Genomic DNA, 22,093 nt, shown 5'->3' on the forward strand with positions numbered 1-22,093 from the left:
TCGGCTATTTCAGAACCCCTGTCCCTTGAGCCCCAAATTCCCGCAACGCCTGGATCCGATGCATCAACTCCGCCTCGTTGAGTTGCGACGGCTCGCAGGTCACCAGCGGCAGCAGCGCCGACAGGCGGTCGCAGCGCTCCTGCTGCTCGTCGGTCAGCACGGCGCTCGACCGACCGTCCCGTTCCGCCTCGTCCTCGGCATCCTGCTGCGCCTGAGCGAGCGCGTCCTGGATCAGTTGGGCGCTCGGCAGGCCACTCAACAGCTGCTCGAGCTCCTCCATCAGGCTGGAGCACTCCGGGTCGGACGAGTACACGAGGTCGGCGAGCACGATCTCCTCTGCGCGCAGCTGCGCCGATCGCAACTGCCCGACGTGTTCTACGTACGGCAGGTCCGCCGGAAGCTGCGCCTCCAAACGCGACTGCAGCTGTTCGATCTGTGTAGCAGCGGTCTCGCCCAGTTCGTCGAAGAATTCCTCCGGGTCGTCCAGGGTCGCGTAGCGGCTCGGGCAGTGTCTCTGCCAGTGCTGCTGGGCGATCAACCCGTACTTGTTCATCCGCTTCAGTATCGCCGAGTGCCCCTACTCCGAGGCGGGTGCTGCAGTGAGCGCGCGTACGCGAGCCCGGAGGTCGTCGCTCGCCGAGCCGGCGTAGGTCGAGAAGGCCTGGGGATGTTGGGCGTCGCTCCACTCTCGCAGGGCATTGGCGAAGGCGAGGATCAGCATCTCAGCGCCGAGGCGGGCGGTCAGATCGTCCATACCTCTTTCACTCAGTGCTGACGTGATCGACGCAGCCACACGAGCGCTCTTCAGCAGTCCGCGCTCCCTCACGTCGACGTTTGCCGCCGCGATCCGACGGCGCTCCGCCGCACGGGGACGTTCTGCCGGCGTCATCACGGTGTCGGCGGCCGTCAGCGCAGCCTCAATGCACTCGAACAGGTCGGCATCCGCGGATGCACCGCTAATCGCTTCCCTGAACACTGTGCTCAGTACCTCCTCCCCACCGAAGAGCACTTCACGCTTGTCGGCGAAGTGACGGAAGAACGTGGCGCGGTTGAGGCCCGCCCGTTCCGCGATCTGGGAGACGGTCGTGTCCTCGTAGCCGTTCTCGGCGAACAGCGCCAGCGCGGCATCCTGCAAACGCTCGCGTCCGTTCGGGGCCCATCTGCTCACACCCACATTTTAGGTGACGCGACATCATCGCATCATTGACAAGACTGAGTCGCATCAAGGTAGAGTGATGCGACACAATCGCATCACTCTCGATCGCAACCGCGTCGAGGCGAGCAACACAGCAAGAAGGGTCTTTCATGCGCATCTTCGTCACAGGCGCCTCGGGCTGGATCGGTTCATCGGTCATCCCCGAGCTGAAGTCCGCCGGTCATCACGTCATCGGGCTCGCCCGCTCCGACTCCTCCGCCTCTGCGGTCGAACGCGCGGGCGCAGAGGTCTTTCGCGGGAATCTGTCAGATGTGGGCGCCCTCCGTGCGGCCGCTGCACGCGCCGACGGGGTGATCCACCTCGCCTACGAGCACTCGCTGGGGCAAGCTGGCGGTGCCGCGACGGACGCGGCTGCCATTGATGCATTCACTGCCGCTCTCGCCGACACCGGCAAGCCGCTCCTCGTCACCGGCGCAACGCTCTTCCGCCCAGGGCACGTGACGACCGAGAGGGACGAGCTTCATGCCACCGGCCCGATCGCCTCCCGCATTCTCAACCTGCAGACCGCTCTCGCCGCCGTCCATCGCGGTGTGCGGGTGAGTCTGGTCATGATGCCACGTTCCGTGCATGGCCTAGGAGAGCGCCACGGTTTCATCCCCCGGCTGATCGCCCAAGCGCGCGACAAGGGTGTGTCCGGCTATGTCGGCGACGGGATGAACCGCTGGCCCGCGGTACACGTCGCGGACGCCGCCGTGCTCTATCGACTCGCGATCGAGAAGGCCCCATCGGGATCCGTCCTCCATGCCGTTGGAGACGAAGGCGTGCCGGTTCGTGACATCGCCGAGGCAATCGGTCGCCGCCTCGGCGTTCCCGCCGAGTCCCGTCCCGCCGAGGAGTTCGGCATGCCGCTCGCGCCCCTGCTCGGCACCGATATGCCGGCCTCGAGCACCGTCACGCAGCAACTGCTCGGTTGGACGCCCACGCACCCCGGCCTTCTCGACGACATCGAGCAAGGACACTACTTCGACTGACTGTTGGATCGATTCGTGTCTGGAACAAGCACGATTCGACCGAATACAGTGCCCGAATCCATCTGTCGGTGTGCATCTGCGGCGAGCGCGAGCGGGAGCACATCGTGCACGACGGGCGTGAGCTCTCCGCGGGCGGCCTCCTCGAACTGCCGCAGGCGCACCTCGTTGCGCTCGGTCGGTGCGACCGTGTCGAGGCTGAACGTGGCGAACGACCGCGACTTCTGGAACGCCCGGAGTAGCGACGTTCCGAAGTCGGCGGGAGGGAACCCCGCCACCGCCCCGACCATCACCAGCCGTCCGTTCGGGGCCAAGCGATCGAGGAACGCGGGCACGTCCTTACCGCCGACGATGTCGAGGATCACGTCGAACTCCGTGGGATGCCCCGTCTCGCCATCGCCATCGCCAGCCCGGTCGAGTACGTGGGTGGCTCCGAGCGCGCGAAGCCGGCGACCACGCTCGGCGGATGACGTCGTCACGGCGATGACCGGCGCTCCGCCCCGGGCCGCGAGTTCCACCGCCGCGATGCCGATGCTGCCTGCAGCGCCGCAGATGAGCACCGACTCTCCCGACGAGAAGTGAGCGTGCCGGAGTGCGAAGTGCGCAACCGTGCCGGCGCTGCCAAGGGTCACGGCATCGGTCGAGGTCAACGCGTCGGGGAGCGGGATGACATCACCCACGTTTGCAACCACCCGCTCGGCGTAGGCACCGGAGGTTCCGGTGAAGGCCCACACCCTGCGCCCCACCCATGACGAATCGGCGCCCGGACCGGCAGATACGACGATGCCGGCAACCTCACTCCCGGGAATCATGCCTTGTGGAAAGCCCGATCCCAAGGTGCCCCGACGGATGACGGCGTCGACACCGCCGACCCCGATCGCCTCGACCTCGATGAGCAGTTGCCCGGATGTCGGGACGGGTTCAGGCACGTCATCCACAACGAGTCCTGTCGGCGAACCGAACTCCTGAATGGTGACAGCGCGCATCCGTAATCTCCTTCACGTCCGTTGATGTACCGTCGGAACGGTAATGGACGCCCCCGTCCACTTCGAGGATGTGAAGCACATGACCGCAGAAGTGACTCAGTTGCGCGTTGACGCGCAAGACAATCGGGACCGCATCCTCGCCGCCGCCCGCTCATTGTTCGCGACGATGGGGCTCGACGTGGGGATGCGAGAGATCGCCCGCGCGGCACACGTCGGTCCAGCGACGCTCTATCGGCGCTTTCCGACCAAGCAGTCATTGATCGATGCCGCGTTCGCGCTCGAGCTGCACACCTGTCGCGCCATCGTGCTCGAAGGATGCGCGGATCCCGACCCCTGGCGCGGCCTCACCGACGTCATTCGTCGCCTCACCGCGCTCAATTCGCAAAATCGTGGGTTCGTGGCCGCGTTCACCTCGGTCAACTCGGTGACAAGTGACTTCGCAGAGCATCGGCAAGACCTCTACGCCAGGCTTGCCGGACTGGTTGATCGCGCGAAAGCAACCGGCCGACTGCGTGCCGATTTCGTCATGGATGACCTACTGCTGCTACTCCTCGCCGGACGCGGACTGGCATCCGCAGGCAACGGGCGGCAGGAGTCGTTCGCGCGGCGCTTCGCGCAACTCGCCATCGATGGGCTTCAGGCGACGGCTGCGCCTGCATGAACTCCGGGTCCGAGACTGTGGCTGGGACCCACTTGAGCGCGGGACGTCACTCCCAGATCGGGATAACCTCGGCCGCCGCGGCAACTATCGCAGCCGCGTCGAACTCGACCTCCGATTCGTCGATGCCCAGCGCGTTCCATTGATAGTGGAGCTTCACGGGCCCGGACGGCGGCAGAGGCCAGAGCCACGCCTGAAAGCCCGTCCTGTACTCGTGGCTCGACCCTCCACCGCCTCGATCATTGAGCCTGAGGATCGGTCCTTCCGGGTTTTCGTCCGCACCGAGTTCCATCTGCCACACTCGATCGGCGGTGGCGGTTCGCCCGTCGGAGAGAGTGACTCCGAGCCGGAGGCCGCTGTTTCGCTCGCGGTTCCAACGCCGGTGCGGTTCGAACGCTTCGATGATGTCCTCCCAGCGGTCCCGGTCCATATCGCGCTCTCGGCGCGCGTCGACCTGGATGCGGAACGAGCAGCCGTTCGAGTAGACATCCACCCGGCGGAGCGACACAGCAGTGGCGGGTCGACGGGAAAGGATCCGCGACACGGCCAACGGAGCCGGGATCTCCCCGCTCGGCGGCTGCAGCCACGGCGGCGCGGACCAGATCGGGTCTTCCGTCTCGTCGGGCTCGCTCAGTGCGGAAAAGAACTGCATGACTCCCATTCAGCCGCGCCGGCACGTTCCTGTCCACAGCGTCAGCGCTCAACGCCCGATCGGTCCGACCCTGTGCATGGACAGACCGGTGAAATGCGCGCCGTCGATACAGTCGGCCTATGGATGAATCGGACCCCGGGCGTGTTGGCGACGTCCGTCCCGCGCCCGGTGCCGCTGACTTGATTGCGTCGGTTCTTCTTCTTGGTGTCGCCGTCGTTCTTGGGCTCGCAGGCGCTGAGGTGATCTGGGTTGTGGCCGGCCAGCTCACTGCCAGCAGCGGGCCAGGTGTCCCAACGATGTGCACGTTCGAGCAGGCGGTCGTCGCTGCTGCCCTCGCCGCTTCACTTGTCCTGGTTGCGTGCGCGACTGTCACCGTGGCCTATCGCCGCCATCACCACCTCCTCGCCTCACCAGCGGCAGCCATGGGATTAGGGGCCGTCATCGTCGTGTGTGCTATCGCGAGCCGGGTGGCATACGTAGGCGCGGCGACGGTGTGCCATATGTAACGTCCGCGCCTTCAACGTTGATTCGGCAGCATCCGCTTCTACCCCTAGTAGACGGAGTACCCGCCGTCGGCGACAAGAACAGACCCCGTGATGAACGAGGCAGCGTCGCTCGCCAGGAAGACCACTGAGGGGGAGACCTCGTCGGCCGAGCCGGCTCGTTCCATGGGCGCATCCTCGATCCAGTACCGCTGGAATTCCGGACGGTGCAGCGGGGTCATCTCCGTCGCGATGTAACCCGGCGCGACGGCATTGACGCGGATGCCCTGAGGTGCCCACTCCGCAGCGAGCGACTTCGTCAGATGGTGCACGGCTGCCTTCGAGGCGTTGTACGCGGGCTGCATCTGGGGGCGGTTCACAATCAGGCCGGACATCGATCCGATATTGACGATGGCCGCATGCTCGCTTTCGGCGAGATGCGGATGAGCGGCGACGCTCATCCTGAACAGCGCCTTGACGTTGAGGTTCATCACGATGTCCCATTCTTCGTCCGGGACCTCGGTTGCAGGCATGTGGAAGCACGCACCGGCGTTGTTGACGAGGATGTCGAGCCCGCCGAGAGCCTCAACTGCTCGACCGACGATCTCGGTCGCTGCCCCGTCGGCGGTGATGTCTCCCTGCAGGTGGTGCACGTCTTCCGGGGAGCCAAGAGCCTCGTAGGCCTCTCGGTTGACGGCGCCATCTCGGGACACGAACACGACGCTCGCGCCGGCCTCATGGAGAGCGCGCACCTGCTCGAATCCGAGACCCCGATTACCGCCCGTGACGAGAGCGCGGCGCCCCTTGAGCGAGAACTTGTCGAGCACTGTCATGTGTCTGTTCCTTCGAGAAGGGCCGAGTGTGTACGGGGCGAGTACCTCGTGCGCCGACTCTACAGAGCGGTGTACCTCTCGGGGCGTTCGGACGATCCCTCATGTAGGTCTGCGGCCTGCGTGTACTGGGACCAGAATGGGCGAATGACCGACCCCCGCATCTTCGAACTCCGCACCTACTACACGCACCCGGGCAAGCTGCCCGATCTCGAGGCCAGGTTCCGGAATCACACGACGGCGCTGTTCGAGAAGCACGGCATCCAGAACATCGGATACTTCATCCCGACCGAAGGCGAGGCGGCCGGGAACACCCTCGTATATCTCCTCGCGCATCCGAGCCGAGAGACTGCGACGGCCTCGTGGGATTCGTTCACGAGCGACCCGGAATGGATCGCCGTCAAGGCCCGCTCAGAAGAGAACGGGCCGGTCGTCGACCACCTCGAGTCTGTCTTTCTGAGCCCCACGGACTATTCGCCACTGAATTGACTCACGGAGGTAGACATGTCTGAACTCCCACCGGCCCCCGAAGGGATCGTGCTGGCCCACTTCATCGTCTCCAACGATGTCGAACGCTCTCGACGCTTCTACACCGAGGTGCTCGGCGGCCGGGTGGCCTACTCCGGCCCGGGCGGACTCACATACGTCGCGCTGGCGAACACCTGGATCATCATCAATGTCGGCGGAGGCCCGACTGACGACAAGCCGACCGTCACCCTTGCCACCCCGAGCGACCCCGACCTGGTCAGCAGCTTCCTCAATATCCGCGTCAAGGACATCGCGTCCGTGTACGCAGAATGGAGTGCGCGCGGCGCCGAATTCCTGACGCCGCCGAAACAGCACGAATACGAGATCCGGTGCTACATCCGTGACCCCGACGGCCACCTGATCGAGGTGGGACAGACCACCGACACCAGCGGTGACTGGGCGCCCGAGCACTGGCCATCGGACCCGCTCGCCGACAAGTAGACGCTTCACCGGCGCCGAGCGCATGTCCCGCCGACGTCTACGCGCTTTCTACTGCTTCTTGGACACTTCGCAGGAGCAGGCAGAACTCATTGCCTTCGGGATCAGCGAGCACGATCCAGGTCGCATCCGCCGGCTGCCCTACGTCGATTCGCGTGGCTCCCAGGCGCACGAGGCGCTGTAGCTCCTCTTCCTGGCTTGTGCCGTCGGATCGGAGGTCGAGATGTATCCGGTTCTTCACGATCTTCGGATCATCGACCCGGCCGATCTCGATACGGAATCCGGATCCGTCCCCCGGCCCAATGTCCGCACCGGTGGCGTCTGATTGGAGGAGACGCCACCCGAGCGCGGCGCGCCAGAACTCCGCGACCATGTGCGGGTCGATGGCGACCATGGAGATGGCAGCGATGCGACTAGTCATCTCGGAAGGCTACGCGAGCTCGAAGCAGTCAATCCAGCGAGTACGTCAACGTATACCGGTGCTCGCCCGCAACGATCTCAAGGTCGAGAACGCCGCTGATCCCGGCGAGACCTCCGCTTCCGGGGCTCGCATCTCAGAACCTACCCGCGCCCGCCTACCCCGCCGCCATGTCTGCGAACCGGGAGAAGTGCCCCTGGAACGCCACGGTCACCGTGCGAGTCGGTCCGTTGCGGTGCTTGGCGACGATGAGGTCGGCCTCGCCGGCGCGGGGGTTGTCCTTCTCGTAGGCGCTCTCGCGGTGCAGCAGGATGACCACGTCGGCGTCCTGCTCGATCGATCCCGACTCACGCAGGTCGGAGAGGGCTGGCAGCTTGTCTGAGCGCTGCTCGGGGCCTCGGTTCAGCTGGGAGAGCGCGACGACCGGAACCTGCAGCTCCTTCGCGAGCAGCTTGAGCGCACGTGAGAACTCGCTGACCTCCTGCTGGCGGCTCTCGACTCGCTTGCCGCTCGTCATGAGCTGCAGATAGTCGATGACGACCATCTTGAGGCCAACCCGCTGCTTGAGACGTCGGCACTTCGCCCGGATCTCCACCAGGGTCATGTTCGGGCTGTCGTCGATGTAAAGGGGAGCGTCGTTGATGCGGCCCCTGGTCGCGGCGATGGTCGTCCAGTCTCGCTGGTCGACGGTGCCCTTGCGCATGTTCTGCAGCGGAACGGATGCCTCGGCGGAGAGCAGACGCATCGCGATCTCGCTGCGCCCCATCTCGAGGGAGAAGAAGATGGTCGGCAGGTCGTGCTTGATCGCTGCGGCCCTTGCGAAGTCGAGGGCAAGGGTCGACTTGCCCAGTGCGGGACGGGCGGCCACGATGACCATCTGTCCTGGGTGAAGACCATTGGTCAGGTCATCCAGGTCGGCGAAGCCTGTCGGCACGCCGGTCATGGTGCCGTCCTTGTGCTTGGCGGCCTCGATCTCGTCTATCGCGACGGTGACCGCGTCCGTGAGCGGGATGTAGTCCTCGCTCTCGGTCGACCCGGTCACCGAGTAGATCTCGGCCTGCGCCTGGTTCACGAGGTCGAGAACTTCGCCCTCGCCCGTGTAGCCCATCTGCGTGATACGCGTGCCGGCCTCGACAAGACGACGGAGCAGCGCTCGCTCGGCGACGATCTCGCCGTAGTAGCCCGCGTTCGCAGCAGTCGGCACCAGGCTCGTGAGGGTGTGCAGATACTCCGGTCCGCCGGCACGGCTGAGATCGCCGACCTTGCTCAGCTCGTCGGTGACTGCGATGACGTCAGTGGGCTCGCCGCGCGAGTACAGCGACAGGATCGACTCGAAGATGACCTCGTGCTTGGGGATGTAGAAGTCGCCACCGCGCACGGTCTCGACGACGTCGGCAACGGCATCCTTGCTGAGCAGCATGCCGCCGAGCGCGCTCTGCTCGGCGAGCAGGTCGTGCGGAGGCACACGCTCCGGCGATCGACCCTCGGGCGCCGTCCGGCTGTCTGCCAGACCAAGGTGAGCGATCGACACCCAGACCTCCAGTTCCCCCAGCGCCGCACCGACGCTCATGAGTTGTGTTCTTTCGTGGCCCCTGTCGCGGGCCGGTTGTGCCCACGGCCCGGCGAGGACGCCATGGCTTCCGGCCGTGCATTACTACGGTCTCAGTCACCCCCGACAAAGACCCTTTCCGCGGCTTTGAACCCCTCGCTTCACGACGCTGATTCACACTAGGGAGTGCTTGCACACCGCCACAACTCGGCCTGTGGATAACTCTGTGCACAATCTGGGCGAAACGCCGAGGGCCGTGTGCAGAAGGTGTGAGTAAATCTGGGGATAACCGAAATTCTTTTGTCCCGAAATCTCGCTTGATCAGGAAAATAGTTATCCCGCACCTGTGTGTAGAAACTCGTGGGATATCTGTGGCAATGCCCCGTAGTGACACTCCCGAGGTGTGGACAAAGGTTGCGGAATACGCCTCCGGATGGTAGCCGGAGCACCCTGAGGGCAACGCTCAGATGAGCGCGAAGCGGTCGTTAAACACATGTAGCGGCGGGCATACAACCCGCCGCTACATGCGACTCCAGGAGTACGTCGTCAGACGCCCCCGGAACTACTTGGCTGCGACCACCTGAAGGGTGATCGTGGCGTTGATGTCGTCGCGCAGGCGAATGGTCGCCTCGTGCACGCCGACGTTCTTGATCGGAGCGGAGAGCTCGATCTTGCGCTTGTCGACCGAGCCGAGACCGGCGGCCTGCACAGCGTCGGCGATGTCGGCCGGCTTCACCGAACCGAACAGGCGACCCTCGGCGCCGGCCTTGACGGCAAGCTTGACCTTGGTGGCCTCGAGCTTCAGCTTGAGGTCCTGAGCCTCTTCGATCGTCGCGTGCTCGCGAGCGGCACGCGCCGACTTGATCTGCTCGACCTGCTTCTCACCACCGCGGGTCCACGCGATCGCGTAGCCCTGCGGAATGAGGTAGTTGCGGGCATAGCCGTTCTTGACATCGACGACGTCGCCAGCAGAGCCGAGGCCGGAGACCTCGTGCGTCAGAATGAGTTTCGACATGGGTGACTCCTAACGGCCAGAGCCTGCGTAGGGCAGAAGAGCCATCTCGCGGGCGTTCTTGACGGCCTTGGCGATGAGGCGCTGCTCCTGCACGGAGACACCGGTGATGCGGCGGGCGCGGATCTTGCCGCGCTCGGAGATGAACTTGCGCAGGGTCGCGACGTCCTTGTAGTCGATGACGCCGACGTGGACGGTCTTCGCCGGAGCGGCGTTCTTTCCGTCCTTACCCTTGCGGATCGGCTTGCGGCGGTCGCCGCTCGACTTTCCAGCCATGGTTTCTTTTCCTTAGTGATTACCGGTGGTTGAGCAGGGCGTCGGCCCGGCTCGTGACCACCAGGGACTTATTAGAAGGGGGTCTCTTCGTTGAAGCTGCCCGGCGAGTTCCACACGTCGGCGCTCGACTCGGACGAAGGGGTTGAGGGAGCCCACTGGTCGTCGCTGGGGCCACCGCCGATGCGGCCGCCTCCCGACGACTGAGCACGCGTGACAGACGCGGTGGCGTAACGCAGCGACGGCCCGATCTCATCGATCTCGAGCTCGATCGAGGTGCGTCGCTCGCCTTCCTTCGTCTCGTACGAGCGCTGCTTGAGCCGCCCGGTAGCGATGACCCGCGAGCCCTTGGTCAATGAACCGGCGACGTGCTCGGCGAAATCACGCCAGACGCTCGCGCGCAGGAACAGAGCCTCGCCATCCTTCCACTCGTTCGCCGCGCGGTCGAAGGTGCGGGGAGTGGATGCGATGGTGAAGTTGGCAACCGCCAGCCCGTTCTGCGTGTACCGCAGCTCCGGGTCGGCCGTGAGGTTGCCCACCACGGTGATGATGGTCTCGCCTGCCATGGGACTAGGCGCTCGCCTTGTCGGCCTTGCGGGCCGCCTTCTCGTCGGCACGCTTTGCAGCGGCGGCGACCTGGGCGATGGCCTCCTCGGCACGCAGCACCTTGGTGCGCATGACGGCTTCGGAGAGGTTCAGCTGGCGGTCGAGCTCCTGCGTGGCATCCGAGTTCGCCGTGAAGTCGACGACGGCGTAGATGCCCTCGGCCTTCTTGTTGATCTCGTAAGCCAGGCGGCGCTTGCCCCAGATGTCGACCTTGTCGACGGTTCCACCATCCGTGCGGATCACGTTGAGGAACTTGTCAAGGCTGGGAGCAACGGTGCGCTCATCGATCTCGGGATCGAGGATGACCATCAACTCGTACTGATGCATGACTAACCCACCTCCTCTGGACTAGAACGGCTGCAGTATTTCTGCAGCAGGAGGGTATGTGCATCGTCATCCGCCTCGTCGGACGGGCGTCCGGTCGGCAGACAACCTGGTAATGATAGCCGACTGGCTTCCCATCAGGCAATTCGCCTCCATCGCAACAGGGTGTCAGTCGAGAACGGGATGTCGGTGGCCGACTAGTCTAGAGTTTGCGCAACTTCGGTGCTGAAGCGCTCGATTGATTCAAAAGAGAAGGGCCGCGGTTGGTCAGCTACAAAGACATTCAGCGCGAGACCGGCCTGTCTCTCTCCACCATCTCCAAGTACTTCAACGGCGGCAATCTTCTCGAGGACAATCGCAAGGCCATCGGCTCGGCTGTCGCGCTGCTCGACTATCGACCGAACGGCTTCGGTCGCGGCCTCCGCCTTCAGCGATCGGGCACGGTCGGCGTCGTTCTTCCCGTACTGAACAACGATTTCCACCTCACGATCATCGCGAGCGTCGAGACGGCCCTGAGGGATGCAGGCATCAGCGTCATCGTCGCCTCGAGTCCCACGCCGCAGGAGAAGGCAGTCGAGCTTCTGCTCGGCAAGATGGTGGACGGAATCATCGCCGTCCCCTCGCCGCACGACCTGCCGGCACTCCAATACGCGACGGGGCGCATGCCGGTCGTGATCATCGACTGGGATGCCGAGGAACTCGACACCGATGCGGTATTCCTCGACAACGTCGGCGCCGGGGTGATGGCCGCGCGGCACATCCTCGATCACGGCCACACTCGAGTAGCCCTGATCGGCGGCGACCCCGCTGTGTCGACGATGCGCTTGCGCGCCAGCGGGTTCCGCGAGGAGCTCACGCTGTCCGGGCACACCCTCGAGGAGGACCTGGACAGAAGCGGGCCGCTGGTCATGCACACCGGCTACGAGGCGATGGGGAGCCTGCTGTCCACGCGGGATCGCCCCACAGCGGTGTTCTGCACGAACTACGAGCTGACGCTCGGCGCACTCATCGCACTCAACGAGTCCGGTCTTCGGCTGGGCCGTGACATCTCCATGGTCGGCTTCGACGGCCTTGAGCTCGCGCAAGCCACGGTCCCGCGCCTCACCGTGATCGCGCAGCCCGTCGAGGAGATCGGCACGCGAGCAGCTCAGCTCATCCAGGGGCGGTTGACCCAGAGCGATCCGCCGAGCCAGAGCACCATCGAGACCCTGAGGCCTCGGCTCGTAGCCGGCGGATCGGTCGCTCGCCTGGAGAACCCTGCCGCTTAGCGCAGGCCGATCGTCAGCAGAAGGTTCGCGTAGAGCCGCTCTTCTCCCGTCGCCACGATCAACCCCACCTCGGGAGATCGCACGAGGTCATAGAACTCGAACCGCTCCACCCTCTCGAACGGCATGGCCGGGCCGAGGAGCTTCCGGTAGTCGTCCTGCGCCGGCGTCTCAACGCCTTCCGGGGCCTTCATCACTGCCGCGCTCTCGAAGTTCACGGCCGTCGTGAGCACGGGCAGGATGTCGGCGACGGTAAGCACTCCGGGCGCCAGGTTGAGGTACACGATCCGAGTCTGAGGACTCGCCGTCGTCGAGTACGGATAGTTGCCGTCGGCGAGCAGCACCCGTGATCCGTGACCAGCCGCAGCCAGTCCCTCGATCAGCTGCGGATGGATGAGGTCGTATCTGAGCATGTCGTGTCCCTCAGGCGATCGCGTCGCGGGTCATCGTCGAGCCGACCGTCTGTGCGGCCACGTAGCCGTCCCAGCCGGGGATCGTGCCATCGACGTCCCACAGGTCCAACCACGATTCGGCCCCTGGCCACAGGAAAACCTGCCCCTTGATGAGCCTGCTGTTGCGGTCGACCGAGCGCAGAGCCTCGATCTCCTCCGGGGTCAGGGGGTCTTGCGTGACGGTCGAGAGGTTCGCCGTGTACTGCCCTTCCTTCACCGAGAACGGAATGGGAATCTGCCCACGCGCAACCGCCCACTTCAGGCAGATCAGGGCAGGATGCACACCGTGCGCTCGTGCGATCGCCTGCACGACCGGCTGCTCGATGTCGGCGAGGTCGTCGCCGGTCCGGTCTCGCTCCGGTCGCGATGGAGAGCCCAACGGCGAGTATCCGACCGGCTGGATCTCATGGTCAAGACAGAACTGGAACAGCTCGGGCTGCTGGAAACAGGGGTGCAGCTCCATCTCGTTCAGGGCAGGCTTGATGCGAGCGTCTTCGAGAACCCCCCGCAGCTTCGGAACGGTCACATTCGACGTGCCGAGGTGCCGCACCAGTCCCTCATCCACGAGCGTCTCAAGCGCGTGCCACATCGCCATGTACTCGGAATGGATGTACGGCCGCGCCATCGGGTCCCGGTCAGCAACGTCCGCGAACGGCGCATGGCTGTTCGGGAACGGCCAGTGGATGAACACCGCATCGAGATACCCGACCTGAAGCTCCTCCACCGAGCGCCGCACCGAGGCGATCGCGTCCTCCGGCGCATGTGCGTCATTCCAGACCTTCGACATGACGAAGAAGTCCCGCCTCGGTGCGACTTCCTGGAAGGCCTTGCGCAAAATCTCGCCGATCTCGACTTCGTTGCCGTAGACACTCGCGCAGTCGACCAGACGATAGCCGCTCCGCAACGCGCCGGCGACGGCACCGGAGACCTCCTCGGCGTCATACCGGTCGGAGCCGAATGTTCCCATGCCGATGGCCGGTATGGATGCCCCGGAACGCAGGCGCCGAGCCGGCACCGTCGAGGGGTCAGTGCTTAACACGCTAAGAATCTCCTTTTATGGACTGAAACGTTTCGTCTCACGCTAGGGAAGACGGTCGACGAGGCCGAAAGTGGCGCCTCGGTAACGATTCGCGACGGGTCTCGCCTAGATCCACTTTCCGTGGAAGAAGTCGATCCGCTCTGGTAGGGCGGGCGGTTCCAGCTCGATCCGCACCACGGGTCCTCCCGCGGCCAGGATCGCCTCCGGAGGAATCACGACCTCGAGGTACGCCTCCCCACGAGACCACTCGATCTGGGCGGTCTGGCCCAGTACCCGTATGTCGATGATGCTTCGGTCGAGGAGCCGCGAACCTGCACCGAAACTGCGGATGCGCATCCGCCCGTCGACGGGTGCCGTCATCGCGATGGCGTAAACGTAGTCGTGCCCGACCTCCGTCATCGTCGTGAAACGGACATCCTGGCCCGTGTAGCTCGCGGCAGCGCCATCGGCGAACGAGCCCGCGGCCGGCTCGGTCGGTCCCTCGCCGAAGACGACCCACGGTGTGGTTCCGTAGATCGCTTCACCGTTCACCGCGAGCCAGTCGCCGATCTGCTCCAGCAGCGCGATCTCGGCCTCAGCGATGGTGCCATCCGGTCTCGGACCGACGTTCAGCAGCAGGTTGCCGTTCTTCGATACGACATCAGCGAGCTCCGCGAGCAGCTCGTCGGCACTCTTGTAGTCGTGGTGCTCAACCCAGCTCCATGAACTGCGTGACACCGACGTGTCGTTCTGCCAGACCGTCGACTGGATGCCGCCCATGGTTCCGCGCTCGATGTCGAGAACCCCGGTTCCCGGCCGCAACGCGTCCCACTTGTAGTTGATGACGACCTCGCGGCCCCACTCGGCGGCACGGTTGTAGTAATAGGCCGCGAGACGACGCAAGTACGGCTCGAACGAGGGCTCCTCGATCCCAGTGTCGAAATACAGGATCTGGGGCCGATAGCCATCGATGATCTCGACCGTGCGCAACAGCCAGTCCTCGAGGAACCGCTCGGTCGGGCTGATCTCCTTGCGCGAGGCCGGACCATAGAGGTCGGTGAACGCCGGGTCCTGCACATCGGAGTCGAACGTCATCCCGCCGTTCATGAAGAACCAGTGCTCGGCGCGGTGGGTGGATGCCCCGCGGATCATCCACGCCTCATCGACTGCACGCAACAAGTCACCGAGCACGTCGCGATGCGGGCCGACTGTCGGCGCCTTCCATCGCGAGCGCGCGGTGTCGTACATGGCGTAGCCGTCGTGATGCTCCGCGACGGGGACGACGTATTGCGCCCCGGCTCGTCGAAACAGAGCGGCCCACTTAGCCGGATCGAACTTCTCCATGCGGAAGTGCGGTATCAGGTCTTTGTAGCCGAACTCGTCCTGCGTGCCGTAGGTCTCACGGTGGTGCGTGAACGCGGGGCTGCCCTCGCGGTACATCGTTCGCGGGTACCACTCGTTGTCGAACGCGGGAACGGAGTATGCGCCCCAGTGCAAGAAGATCCCGAAACGCGCCTCGCCGAACCAGCGCGGCGGCCGATATCCCGACAGCGACTCCCACGTGGCGTCGTAGGGGCCTGCCGCGATCACGGTATCCACGGCTGCCAACGCATCGGTGTTGTCCGAGATATCGACCGGATCCGGCAATGTGCTGGGATCCAACGGTTCGAGCTGTTCCATCATCGACCTCCGAATGCGCCCGCGCCGATCGCAGCCACCAGCTGGCGCTGCGCGATGGCCACGACGATCACGACCGGCGCAATGGTCATGATGCACGCTGCCATCAGCAGCTGCCACTGGGTTCCTGTCTGCGTGGTGAACCCCGCGATACCGATCGGGATCGTCCACTTGTTCGAGCTGTTCAGGATGATCAACGGCCACAGGAAGCTGTTCCAGCTGCCGAGGAAGGCGAAGATCGCAAGCACAGAGAGCGCAGGCCGCACCAACGGGATGATGATCCTGGTCAGGATGCGCCACGTCGAGGCCCCGTCGATGCGCGCCGCCTCCTCCAGCTCGGCCGGGATCTGCAACATGAACTGTCGCAGCAAGAACGCGCCGAAGGCGCCGAACAGTCCTGGCAGGATCAGGGCCACCCATGTGTCGACGAGATTGACCTGATCGAATCCCATGTACAGCGGCACCACAGCTACCTCGCTCGGCAGGGTCAGCGTGATGACGAACAGCACGAAGATCCCGTCCCTGCCACGGAACTGCAGTCGCGAGAACGCGAATGCGGTGAGGGTGGCAACCACCAGGGTGAGCGTGGTCGAGATCGCCGCGACGATCAAGCTGTTCAGCATGAGCTGGCCGAAGTCGACCTGCACCCAGGCGTCCACGAAGTTCGACCACAGCACCTTCGAACCGATGAAGGAGATGCTCGAACCGAACACCTCGTCCGCGGGCTTGAGGGCCGTGAAGAAGGTCCAGATGAGCGGGAAGAGGAAGACCAGCGCAACTGCCCACGCGACCAGAGAATTGAGCGTGATCCCCAGCGGGCGCAGCCGCCGCCTGCGGCTCATCGTGGGAGCGGCACGGAGAGTGCGAGTCGCGGGAGCCTGAAGAGTCCGATCAGTCATAGTGAACCCACCTTCTCTGCCCCCAGATCTGGAGGAGCGTGAAGACCGCGATGATCAGGAACAAAACGGTCGCGATCGCCGATGCGTAGCCCAACTCGTTGTTGGTGAATGCGGTCTCGTACAGGTACAGCATGATCGTCAGCGTGCTGTCGCCGGGACCGCCACCGGTGATCACGTAGGCCTGTGCGAAGGTCTGCCATGCCCCGATCACCGTCAGAACCGTGGCGAAGAACAGCGCGGGGCTGATGAGCGGCACCGTGATCGAGAACAGCCGGCGGAAGCGTCCGGCTCCGTCGATACGCGACGCGGAGACGACATCCGGATTGATGGAGTCGATACCCGCGCCGAGCACGATCATGTTGTAGCCGAACGACTGCCAGAGCGAGACACCGATGACGAGCGTGAGCGCCCAGCCACCATCGCTGAGCCACGGAATCGGGGGTATCCCGACCATGCCGAGTATCTGGTTGACCGCGCCGTCCTTCTGGAAGAGAAGGCGGAACACTGCCGCGTTCGCCACCATCGGCGACAGGGCAGGGATGAGGAAGATGACGCGAAGCCAGTTGCGACCGACGATCCTGGTCTTGAGCCACAGCGCCATCGCCAGCGAGAGCGCGATGTTCAACGGCACGTAGGTCACGACGAAGATCGCCGTGACGCCGAGGCTCGTCAGGAAGCGGGAGTCGTGGAACAGCCGCACGAAGTTGGCGGCACCGGTGAACTCGACGCCGCCCAGCAGCGTGGTCGTCGTGAAGCCGAGTACGAGCGACGCTATCTGCGGAATGATGATGAACAGCGCCAGGCCGACAAGACCCGGCATGACGAACGTCCATCCCACCCAGGGGGGACCCCCGAGGGGCCGGCGGCGAAGCCGACCCCCCGGGCGGTCGAGACGAGACGAGGTCATTGGCCTAGGCCGGACTTCACCTGCTGCAGCACCTGGGCGGGCGTGTTCTTACCGGAGAACGCGTTCACCTCGTACTGAGTGAGGAGCGTGTCGAGCTGGCCCTGGTTGTTCGGAACCGGCGAAGGCGTCGCGTCCGCTGTCATCTGCTTCACGACGTCGGCGAACTGGGGCGAGCCGGCGTTCTGCGCCCATGCGTCGATGGCGTCGACCCGCGCCGGCACCGATGCCTGCGACTTCGTCACGTACTCGAGGCCGGACTTGCTCGTCATCGCCTCGATCGCATCAAATGCCTTCTGCTTGTTGCCGCAGGTCTTCGTCATGCCGAAACCCGAACCGGTGATGAAGCCCTTGGACTTTCCCTCCTTGCTGGTGGGGATGACGGCGATGCCGACGTTGTCCTTGCCCAGCACCTGCTGTTCGTGCTGCAGGTCCCACAGGCCTTCCATGTCCATAGCTGCCTGGCCAGTGCTGAAGGCATCGATGTCGGGGAAGCTGCCGCCAGCCTCGAGCGGCTTCGCAACCTTGTATTTGTTGGCGAGGTCGACCAGGAACTGCAGAGCGTCGGCGTAGTTCTTGTCGTCGAGCTTCGCGCCCTTCGCGTCGGCGTACGGACGACCGTCCGCCGCCATCAAGACGTTGAGGGGCGTCGAACCCTGCCCGATAGCGAAGCCCTCGACGCCGTTCTTCGTCAGAGCCTGGGCGGTCTTCACGAAATCAGCCCTCGTCCAGTCGCCCGTCGGCTCCGGAACACCGGCGTCCTTGAAGAGCTTCTTGTTGTAGAAGACCACGTTGGGGCCGGCATTGAAGGGCAGCGCGTAGAGCTTGCCGTCGACCTTGAACTGATCGAGCATCGCCGAGCTGTAGGCGCTCAGATCGACATTGTTCTTCTTGACCCAGTCATCCAATGGCTCCAAGCCGGCGACATAGGGGTTGACTCGACCGTTCTGGAACGTCACGAGGCACGGCGCGTCGCTTCCCTTCATCACGGTGGGGAGCTTCGTGTAGTAGTCCGTGATGGGCGGGCCGGAGAAGCTCACCTTGACATCCGGGTTGGCATGTTTGCCGCCCGCGATGTAATCGGTCCACTGCTGCTTGTCCGGCTTTCCACCGATCCACGTGTACATCTTCAGAGTGTCGCCGTCGAGACCGGACGATGAGTTGCCACCGCTCGAACATGCAGCGAGACCCAGAGCGAGGGCTCCCGCTGTGACGATCGCCATTGCGGATCGCCCCATCCTTGTCTTGTTCATCTGTGCTCCTCCTTGAGTGGTGCGTCGCAACGTTGCGACGCGTGTGATTGCATCCCTCGGCGCCCGGCGGACGCCCGCGGGACTAGCTGGCGAGCGCTTCTCTCTCGCCAGTGAGCGCGTGGGCCAGAATCGTTTCGGCGATGAGCATCGTTTTGAGAGCATCCGCGAAGTCGGACGATGCCGGTCGGCGAGTGCGTACCGCATCGATGAACTCGGCGCTCTTCGAGCGGAATCCGCCGAGGCGATAGAGCTCGCTCGATCCCGCCGCCTCCGCCGCTTCGAGCGTGGACGGCCCTTCCGCCGTCCAGATCGTGGCCTCGGTCTCGAGGTCGCCTTCCGCCATGAACCCGGGCGCGTGCACCTCGACCCCGAAGGTGCGCCGCCCGCTGGTCCAGCTGTTCACGAGGATGCCGACCGCTCCCGTGTCGAATTGAAGCGTTGCGGTGATGAAGTTGATGTCATCAACGACGACACGGCGGGTCACATCGGTGACGGCGACGACCTCACCGCCGCAGAGGTGCCGCAACGTGTCGATCGCATGAACGCCGTCATCCATCATGTGATCCCTGGCGATCGACATCGGGCGGATGTCGTTCTTGTAGAACCGGCAGACCGCGTGAACGACGTCGCCGTGCGCGTGAGCGCCGTCGAGCATCCACCCGAGCAGGGGCGAGTTGCGGCGCTGAAAGCCGACCTGCGTGATGCAGTCGTTCTCGCGCGCCAGCCGCGCGAGAGTGCGCGCCTGGTGCGCCGTCAGGCCGAGCGGCTTCTCGACGAAGAGATCGAGCCCGCGCTCAAGGCAGGCGCACCAGATGCCATACATCATCTCGGGTGGCCCGATGACGTAGACCGCGTCAGGACGGGTCTCCTCCACCATTGCAACCCAGTCGGCATAGCGGCCCGAAACGCCCCAGCGGTCTGCGGTCTCGTTGCGCCGCGCTTCGTCCAGATCGCACACACCGACGATCTCGACGTCGTCGATGGATGCCAGCGACGGGTAGTGCACCAGATTCGCCATCTGGCCGGCGCCGACGACGGCCACCCTCACCGTGCGCTCGGTCATCGGCGTGCTCCGATCGTGATCGCCTCGGTCGCCAACGCGCGTGCGCGTTGCAGATCGGCGGATGTCTTGGCGACGAGGTTCGACTCGTCGGTGTACTCCGCCGTCAGGCAGATCGGCCCCGTCCACTCACGCTCGGCCAGATACGCCAGCGCTCGACCCCACTCGGCCATCCCGAACTGCGACTCGACGAACTCGGGCTCCCAGATCGCATCTCCCCATGCGGATGCGGATTCAGAACGTGAGTACCGCGCGCTCTTGAGATTGGCCATGATGAGCCACGGCCATACCCGCTCGAGGCCGTTCTCCGGTCGCTTGCGCGCGAGGGCGTCGTGCGCTGCGTCCCAGATGGCTCCGATGAACCGTGGATCGTAGTCCTTCAGCAGAGCGTGCAGCTCCGACGAGTCGGCGACGAAGTCGTCGTGGTGAGGTTGGATGCCCACCCGGACGCCGAACCGCTCGGCCCGGGCGGTCAAGATATCAAGCTCTCGTCGGATCTGGTCATCAGTCGCGACATAGCCATCGGATGAGACCGGCACCATGATGCGGATGACATTCACCCCGGCGTCCGCACAGGCCGCGAACACCGTCTCATCAGTCCCGGAGGCGATGCTGGTGACCGCAACACCCAACGCGCCAAGACGCCGAACGGCATCCGGAAGCCCCGCTTGAATGTTCTCGGGCTGCACCTGGTAGCCGGGGCGCACGGGCAGTTCGACCGCATCGAATCCCATTCGGCCGACCAGCTCCCCGAGCTCCTCAAGCGTCGCAGTACGCCACGGTTTGGTGAAGACGGTCCAGCTGGCGCGAAACGACATCAACGAACTCCTTCGGTCTTGTTGGCGCCCATGCGGCACGTGTCAACACGTTTTGGGGCGGGAATAATGGGAGAGTAGCGAAACGATTCGCTACAGTCAAGGACGGCCATCGCTTGCCCGGTGGCCTGGCAGCCATGTGGCAGGAGGAGACCGATGATCGAGTGGAATGGACGCCGTGTCCTGATCGCAGGGGCCACAGGTGGTGTTGGCGCGAGTGTTGCATCGGCTGCTGCCGAGGCAGGAGGGCATGTCCTCCTTCTCGGTCGACGACGTGTCGAGTTGGAATCGTTGGCTTCTCGAATCGAGGCTCGCGGCGGTCGAGCGACCATCGCTGTGGCCGATGCCCTCGAAGCAGCCCAGGTCCAGAGCTCGATCGCCGAGCTGTGCGAGGCGGCAGCCGGTGTCGATGCTCTCGTGAACACGGTCGGAATCAACATCCGTACGCGGCGGCTCGATCAGCTCGACGAGCAAGCGTGGCGCACGGTGATCGATGTGAACCTGACCGCCGCCTTCGTGCTCACGCAAGCCGTGCTGCCGATATTCCAGCGGCAGCAGGACGGTCATATCGTGCACATCGCCTCGACCGCCGCCCGTACCGCGGATCTCTCTGGCGCGGCCTACCAGGCGAGCAAGGCCGGTCTCGGCGCGTTGGCGCGAGCGACCATGCTCGAGTCGTCGGGCGATGGAGTGCGAGTGAGCACCGTCTACCCTGGCCTCATCGCGACCGACTTCGTGCGACACCGCCCTCAGCCGCCCGCTCCGGGCGAACTCGACTGGGCGCTCCAGCCCGGCGACGTCGCGGCCGTCTGCATGACGATCTTGTCTCTACCGCCTCGCGCCGTTGTCTCCGAGGTGGTCATGGCGCCGGCGCGCCCATGACCCGAAACACATCAACCATCCACGATCAGAAAGTTTCATCGTCATGAGATTCACAGACCGGACCGTCCTCGTCACCGGTGGAGCCACGGGCATCGGACTCGGCATTGCAGAAGCCTTCGCCGACGAAGGCGCTCATGTTGCGATCACCACCCACGAGCGCCCCGTCCCGACCGCATTGAGCGAACGCGAGGGTGTCGTCTCCTCCCGCATGGATGCCACCACCCCGGACGAGGTGACGCGAGTCATCGATCAGCTGGCGCAGTCGCTCGGCGGGCGGATCGATGTACTCGTCAACAACGCAGGTGGTCTCGTCGACCGAGTCGCCGTGGCGGAGATGAGCGACGACCACTGGCATCGCGTCATCGACCTCAACCTGACCAGTGTCTTCTCGTGCGTACGGGCGGCCCTCCCGCACATGACGGAGGGCGGTCGCATCATCAGCATCTCCTCGCTCGCCGCCCACAACGGTGGCGGCTCTGGCGCAACCGCCTACGCGGCCGCGAAGGCAGGAGTGGAAGGCCTCACCCGCGCACTTGCCAAAGAGCTCGGCCCACGCGGCATCGCCGTCACCGCCATCGCTCCCGGTCTGATTCTCGAGACGCCGTTCCACGAGCGTTTCACACCCCTCGCCGACCAGCAGGCCACGATCGCCGGCATCCCGATCGGCCGGCCTGGCGTTCCGGCCGATGTCGCCGAAGCAGCCTTATATCTCGCATCGGCGCCCGGGAGCTTCGCCTCTGGGGCAGTGGTCGCGCTGAACGGTGGCGCGGCGTTCCACTGATCCACGAGATCCCCTGTCCGGGGGTGGTCGCTGTCGACGACTCCACATCGGAGCGAAACGTTACGTTCTTGCAATCTTTGATTGACGGCAATGCCGAGTCCGGCGCTCCTTTTCTGTGACACGGTCCGCTGTCGCGCAACTCCTTAG

General features: G+C 64.7%; 27 protein-coding genes. 8 read left to right on the forward strand and 19 right to left on the reverse strand.

All coding sequences use genetic code 11. The features are described 5' to 3' along the window. Positions 1-4: 4 nt before the first annotated feature. Both ACYVDN_RS17285 and ACYVDN_RS17290 read right to left on the reverse strand, forming a co-directional pair. Complete coding sequence (locus ACYVDN_RS17285; protein WP_460573673.1) at positions 5-553, reverse strand: hypothetical protein; 549 nt, start codon at positions 551-553, stop codon at positions 5-7. A gap of 24 nt (positions 554-577) precedes the next feature. Beyond that, positions 578-1,168: a TetR/AcrR family transcriptional regulator gene (locus ACYVDN_RS17290; RefSeq protein WP_460573675.1), complete on the reverse strand. Its 591-nt coding sequence runs from the start codon at positions 1,166-1,168 to the stop codon at positions 578-580. Between the two features lie 137 nt (positions 1,169-1,305). Here ACYVDN_RS17290 and ACYVDN_RS17295 point away from each other — a divergent pair, with 137 nt between their 5' ends. Beyond that, positions 1,306-2,187, forward strand: coding sequence for an SDR family oxidoreductase (locus ACYVDN_RS17295; protein ID WP_460573677.1), 882 nt, complete (start codon positions 1,306-1,308; stop codon positions 2,185-2,187). On the opposite strand, the gene ACYVDN_RS17300 is transcribed toward ACYVDN_RS17295, so the two are convergent. Then, a complete protein-coding gene (locus tag ACYVDN_RS17300; RefSeq protein WP_460573679.1) occupies positions 2,175-3,170 on the reverse strand; it encodes a zinc-dependent alcohol dehydrogenase family protein in 996 nt (331 codons plus the stop codon). The two genes, ACYVDN_RS17295 and ACYVDN_RS17300, sit on opposite strands and share 13 nt — an antisense overlap. Before the next feature lie 79 nt (positions 3,171-3,249). Here ACYVDN_RS17300 and ACYVDN_RS17305 point away from each other — a divergent pair, with 79 nt between their 5' ends. Then, the gene (locus ACYVDN_RS17305) at positions 3,250-3,831 is read left to right on the forward strand and encodes a TetR/AcrR family transcriptional regulator (protein ID WP_460573681.1); all 582 of its coding nucleotides are present in this window, start codon (positions 3,250-3,252) and stop codon (positions 3,829-3,831) included. A 46-nt stretch (positions 3,832-3,877) separates the two neighbouring features. Here the strand turns inward: ACYVDN_RS17305 and ACYVDN_RS17310 are convergent, their stop codons facing one another. Continuing rightward, positions 3,878-4,321, reverse strand: a complete 444-nt coding sequence (locus ACYVDN_RS17310; RefSeq protein ID WP_460573683.1) for a hypothetical protein — start codon at positions 4,319-4,321, stop codon at positions 3,878-3,880. Between the two features lie 278 nt (positions 4,322-4,599). Here ACYVDN_RS17310 and ACYVDN_RS17315 point away from each other — a divergent pair, with 278 nt between their 5' ends. Continuing rightward, on the forward strand, positions 4,600-4,986 hold the full coding sequence (locus tag ACYVDN_RS17315; RefSeq protein WP_460573685.1) for a hypothetical protein: 387 nt from the start codon (positions 4,600-4,602) through the stop codon (positions 4,984-4,986). A 44-nt stretch (positions 4,987-5,030) separates the two neighbouring features. On the opposite strand, the gene ACYVDN_RS17320 is transcribed toward ACYVDN_RS17315, so the two are convergent. Continuing rightward, positions 5,031-5,795 (reverse strand): SDR family NAD(P)-dependent oxidoreductase, encoded by a 765-nt coding sequence (locus ACYVDN_RS17320; RefSeq protein ID WP_460573686.1) that lies wholly within the window; start codon positions 5,793-5,795, stop codon positions 5,031-5,033. Positions 5,796-5,939: 144 nt separating this feature from the next. Between ACYVDN_RS17320 and ACYVDN_RS17325 the strand changes: the two genes are divergently transcribed. After that, the gene (locus tag ACYVDN_RS17325; protein WP_460573687.1) at positions 5,940-6,281 is read left to right on the forward strand and encodes an NIPSNAP family protein; all 342 of its coding nucleotides are present in this window, start codon (positions 5,940-5,942) and stop codon (positions 6,279-6,281) included. A gap of 15 nt (positions 6,282-6,296) precedes the next feature. Beyond that, a complete protein-coding gene (locus ACYVDN_RS17330; RefSeq protein ID WP_460573689.1) occupies positions 6,297-6,761 on the forward strand; it encodes a VOC family protein in 465 nt (154 codons plus the stop codon). A gap of 37 nt (positions 6,762-6,798) precedes the next feature. On the opposite strand, the gene ACYVDN_RS17335 is transcribed toward ACYVDN_RS17330, so the two are convergent. The 6 genes from ACYVDN_RS17335 to rpsF form a co-directional block, all read right to left on the reverse strand. Further along, positions 6,799-7,152 carry a VOC family protein gene (locus ACYVDN_RS17335; protein WP_460573691.1) on the reverse strand — a complete coding sequence of 118 codons (354 nt, stop codon included), beginning with the start codon at positions 7,150-7,152 and terminating at the stop codon, positions 6,799-6,801. A 181-nt stretch (positions 7,153-7,333) separates the two neighbouring features. After that, on the reverse strand, positions 7,334-8,707 hold the full coding sequence (gene dnaB, locus ACYVDN_RS17340) for a replicative DNA helicase (RefSeq protein WP_460573891.1): 1,374 nt from the start codon (positions 8,705-8,707) through the stop codon (positions 7,334-7,336). Positions 8,708-9,287: 580 nt separating this feature from the next. Further along, entirely contained in the window at positions 9,288-9,740 is a 453-nt protein-coding gene (gene rplI, locus ACYVDN_RS17345; protein WP_460573693.1) for a bL9 family ribosomal protein, read from the reverse strand. 9 nt (positions 9,741-9,749) lie between these two features. Next, positions 9,750-10,013 (reverse strand): 30S ribosomal protein S18, encoded by a 264-nt coding sequence (gene rpsR / locus ACYVDN_RS17350; RefSeq protein ID WP_325450948.1) that lies wholly within the window; start codon positions 10,011-10,013, stop codon positions 9,750-9,752. 71 nt (positions 10,014-10,084) lie between these two features. Beyond that, positions 10,085-10,576 (reverse strand): single-stranded DNA-binding protein, encoded by a 492-nt coding sequence (locus tag ACYVDN_RS17355; protein WP_460573696.1) that lies wholly within the window; start codon positions 10,574-10,576, stop codon positions 10,085-10,087. Positions 10,577-10,580: 4 nt separating this feature from the next. Then, positions 10,581-10,943, reverse strand: a complete 363-nt coding sequence (gene rpsF, locus ACYVDN_RS17360; RefSeq protein ID WP_460573698.1) for a 30S ribosomal protein S6 — start codon at positions 10,941-10,943, stop codon at positions 10,581-10,583. Between the two features lie 260 nt (positions 10,944-11,203). Between rpsF and ACYVDN_RS17365 the strand changes: the two genes are divergently transcribed. Continuing rightward, the gene (locus tag ACYVDN_RS17365; RefSeq protein ID WP_460573699.1) at positions 11,204-12,208 is read left to right on the forward strand and encodes a LacI family DNA-binding transcriptional regulator; all 1,005 of its coding nucleotides are present in this window, start codon (positions 11,204-11,206) and stop codon (positions 12,206-12,208) included. Here the strand turns inward: ACYVDN_RS17365 and ACYVDN_RS17370 are convergent. From ACYVDN_RS17370 to ACYVDN_RS17405, 8 genes are all read right to left on the reverse strand, one after another. Beyond that, on the reverse strand, positions 12,205-12,618 hold the full coding sequence (locus ACYVDN_RS17370; RefSeq protein ID WP_460573701.1) for an RbsD/FucU family protein: 414 nt from the start codon (positions 12,616-12,618) through the stop codon (positions 12,205-12,207). The genes ACYVDN_RS17365 and ACYVDN_RS17370 overlap by 4 nt on opposite strands. 10 nt (positions 12,619-12,628) lie before the next feature. Continuing rightward, positions 12,629-13,696 carry an aldo/keto reductase family protein gene (locus ACYVDN_RS17375; RefSeq protein WP_460573703.1) on the reverse strand — a complete coding sequence of 356 codons (1,068 nt, stop codon included), beginning with the start codon at positions 13,694-13,696 and terminating at the stop codon, positions 12,629-12,631. Between the two features lie 105 nt (positions 13,697-13,801). Continuing rightward, entirely contained in the window at positions 13,802-15,355 is a 1,554-nt protein-coding gene (locus ACYVDN_RS17380) for an alpha-L-fucosidase (RefSeq protein WP_460573705.1), read from the reverse strand. After that, positions 15,355-16,251 carry a carbohydrate ABC transporter permease gene (locus ACYVDN_RS17385; protein ID WP_460573707.1) on the reverse strand — a complete coding sequence of 299 codons (897 nt, stop codon included), beginning with the start codon at positions 16,249-16,251 and terminating at the stop codon, positions 15,355-15,357. The genes ACYVDN_RS17380 and ACYVDN_RS17385 overlap by 1 nt, the downstream gene beginning before the upstream one ends. Beyond that, positions 16,244-17,071 (reverse strand): carbohydrate ABC transporter permease, encoded by an 828-nt coding sequence (locus ACYVDN_RS17390; protein WP_460573709.1) that lies wholly within the window; start codon positions 17,069-17,071, stop codon positions 16,244-16,246. The genes ACYVDN_RS17385 and ACYVDN_RS17390 overlap by 8 nt, the downstream gene beginning before the upstream one ends. A gap of 83 nt (positions 17,072-17,154) precedes the next feature. Beyond that, positions 17,155-18,408 carry an ABC transporter substrate-binding protein gene (locus ACYVDN_RS17395; protein ID WP_460573710.1) on the reverse strand — a complete coding sequence of 418 codons (1,254 nt, stop codon included), beginning with the start codon at positions 18,406-18,408 and terminating at the stop codon, positions 17,155-17,157. 82 nt (positions 18,409-18,490) lie between these two features. Further along, positions 18,491-19,471 (reverse strand): Gfo/Idh/MocA family protein, encoded by a 981-nt coding sequence (locus tag ACYVDN_RS17400; protein WP_460573712.1) that lies wholly within the window; start codon positions 19,469-19,471, stop codon positions 18,491-18,493. Next, a complete protein-coding gene (locus tag ACYVDN_RS17405; RefSeq protein WP_460573714.1) occupies positions 19,468-20,286 on the reverse strand; it encodes a sugar phosphate isomerase/epimerase family protein in 819 nt (272 codons plus the stop codon). Before ACYVDN_RS17405 ends, ACYVDN_RS17400 begins: the two co-directional genes overlap by 4 nt. Positions 20,287-20,439: 153 nt before the next feature. Here ACYVDN_RS17405 and ACYVDN_RS17410 point away from each other — a divergent pair, with 153 nt between their 5' ends. Then, entirely contained in the window at positions 20,440-21,165 is a 726-nt protein-coding gene (locus tag ACYVDN_RS17410; protein ID WP_460573716.1) for an SDR family oxidoreductase, read from the forward strand. A 43-nt stretch (positions 21,166-21,208) separates the two neighbouring features. Then, positions 21,209-21,946 (forward strand): SDR family NAD(P)-dependent oxidoreductase, encoded by a 738-nt coding sequence (locus ACYVDN_RS17415; protein WP_460573718.1) that lies wholly within the window; start codon positions 21,209-21,211, stop codon positions 21,944-21,946. Positions 21,947-22,093: the final 147 nt, after the last annotated feature.

The sequence above is a fragment of the Humibacter soli genome, from assembly GCF_054779035.1.

What these genes read in the sequence shown, in the direction of transcription:
- ACYVDN_RS17285 (WP_460573673.1), bottom strand. Translation starts at nt 553, where the DNA reads ATGAACAAGTACGGGTTGATCGCCCAGCAGCACTGGCAGAGACACTGC.
- ACYVDN_RS17295 (WP_460573677.1), top strand. Translation starts at nt 1,306, where the DNA reads ATGCGCATCTTCGTCACAGGCGCCTCGGGCTGGATCGGTTCATCGGTC.
- ACYVDN_RS17300 (WP_460573679.1), bottom strand. Translation starts at nt 3,170, where the DNA reads ATGCGCGCTGTCACCATTCAGGAGTTCGGTTCGCCGACAGGACTCGTT.
- ACYVDN_RS17305 (WP_460573681.1), top strand. Translation starts at nt 3,250, where the DNA reads ATGACCGCAGAAGTGACTCAGTTGCGCGTTGACGCGCAAGACAATCGG.
- ACYVDN_RS17315 (WP_460573685.1), top strand. Translation starts at nt 4,600, where the DNA reads ATGGATGAATCGGACCCCGGGCGTGTTGGCGACGTCCGTCCCGCGCCC.
- ACYVDN_RS17320 (WP_460573686.1), bottom strand. Translation starts at nt 5,795, where the DNA reads ATGACAGTGCTCGACAAGTTCTCGCTCAAGGGGCGCCGCGCTCTCGTC.
- ACYVDN_RS17325 (WP_460573687.1), top strand. Translation starts at nt 5,940, where the DNA reads ATGACCGACCCCCGCATCTTCGAACTCCGCACCTACTACACGCACCCG.
- ACYVDN_RS17330 (WP_460573689.1), top strand. Translation starts at nt 6,297, where the DNA reads ATGTCTGAACTCCCACCGGCCCCCGAAGGGATCGTGCTGGCCCACTTC.
- ACYVDN_RS17335 (WP_460573691.1), bottom strand. Translation starts at nt 7,152, where the DNA reads ATGGTCGCCATCGACCCGCACATGGTCGCGGAGTTCTGGCGCGCCGCG.
- rplI (WP_460573693.1), bottom strand. Translation starts at nt 9,740, where the DNA reads ATGTCGAAACTCATTCTGACGCACGAGGTCTCCGGCCTCGGCTCTGCT.
- rpsR (WP_325450948.1), bottom strand. Translation starts at nt 10,013, where the DNA reads ATGGCTGGAAAGTCGAGCGGCGACCGCCGCAAGCCGATCCGCAAGGGT.
- ACYVDN_RS17355 (WP_460573696.1), bottom strand. Translation starts at nt 10,576, where the DNA reads ATGGCAGGCGAGACCATCATCACCGTGGTGGGCAACCTCACGGCCGAC.
- rpsF (WP_460573698.1), bottom strand. Translation starts at nt 10,943, where the DNA reads ATGCATCAGTACGAGTTGATGGTCATCCTCGATCCCGAGATCGATGAG.
- ACYVDN_RS17370 (WP_460573701.1), bottom strand. Translation starts at nt 12,618, where the DNA reads ATGCTCAGATACGACCTCATCCATCCGCAGCTGATCGAGGGACTGGCT.
- ACYVDN_RS17380 (WP_460573705.1), bottom strand. Translation starts at nt 15,355, where the DNA reads ATGGAACAGCTCGAACCGTTGGATCCCAGCACATTGCCGGATCCGGTC.
- ACYVDN_RS17385 (WP_460573707.1), bottom strand. Translation starts at nt 16,251, where the DNA reads ATGACTGATCGGACTCTTCAGGCTCCCGCGACTCGCACTCTCCGTGCC.
- ACYVDN_RS17390 (WP_460573709.1), bottom strand. Translation starts at nt 17,071, where the DNA reads ATGCCGGGTCTTGTCGGCCTGGCGCTGTTCATCATCATTCCGCAGATA.
- ACYVDN_RS17395 (WP_460573710.1), bottom strand. Translation starts at nt 18,408, where the DNA reads ATGAACAAGACAAGGATGGGGCGATCCGCAATGGCGATCGTCACAGCG.
- ACYVDN_RS17400 (WP_460573712.1), bottom strand. Translation starts at nt 19,471, where the DNA reads ATGACCGAGCGCACGGTGAGGGTGGCCGTCGTCGGCGCCGGCCAGATG.
- ACYVDN_RS17405 (WP_460573714.1), bottom strand. Translation starts at nt 20,286, where the DNA reads ATGTCGTTTCGCGCCAGCTGGACCGTCTTCACCAAACCGTGGCGTACT.
- ACYVDN_RS17410 (WP_460573716.1), top strand. Translation starts at nt 20,440, where the DNA reads ATGATCGAGTGGAATGGACGCCGTGTCCTGATCGCAGGGGCCACAGGT.
- ACYVDN_RS17415 (WP_460573718.1), top strand. Translation starts at nt 21,209, where the DNA reads ATGAGATTCACAGACCGGACCGTCCTCGTCACCGGTGGAGCCACGGGC.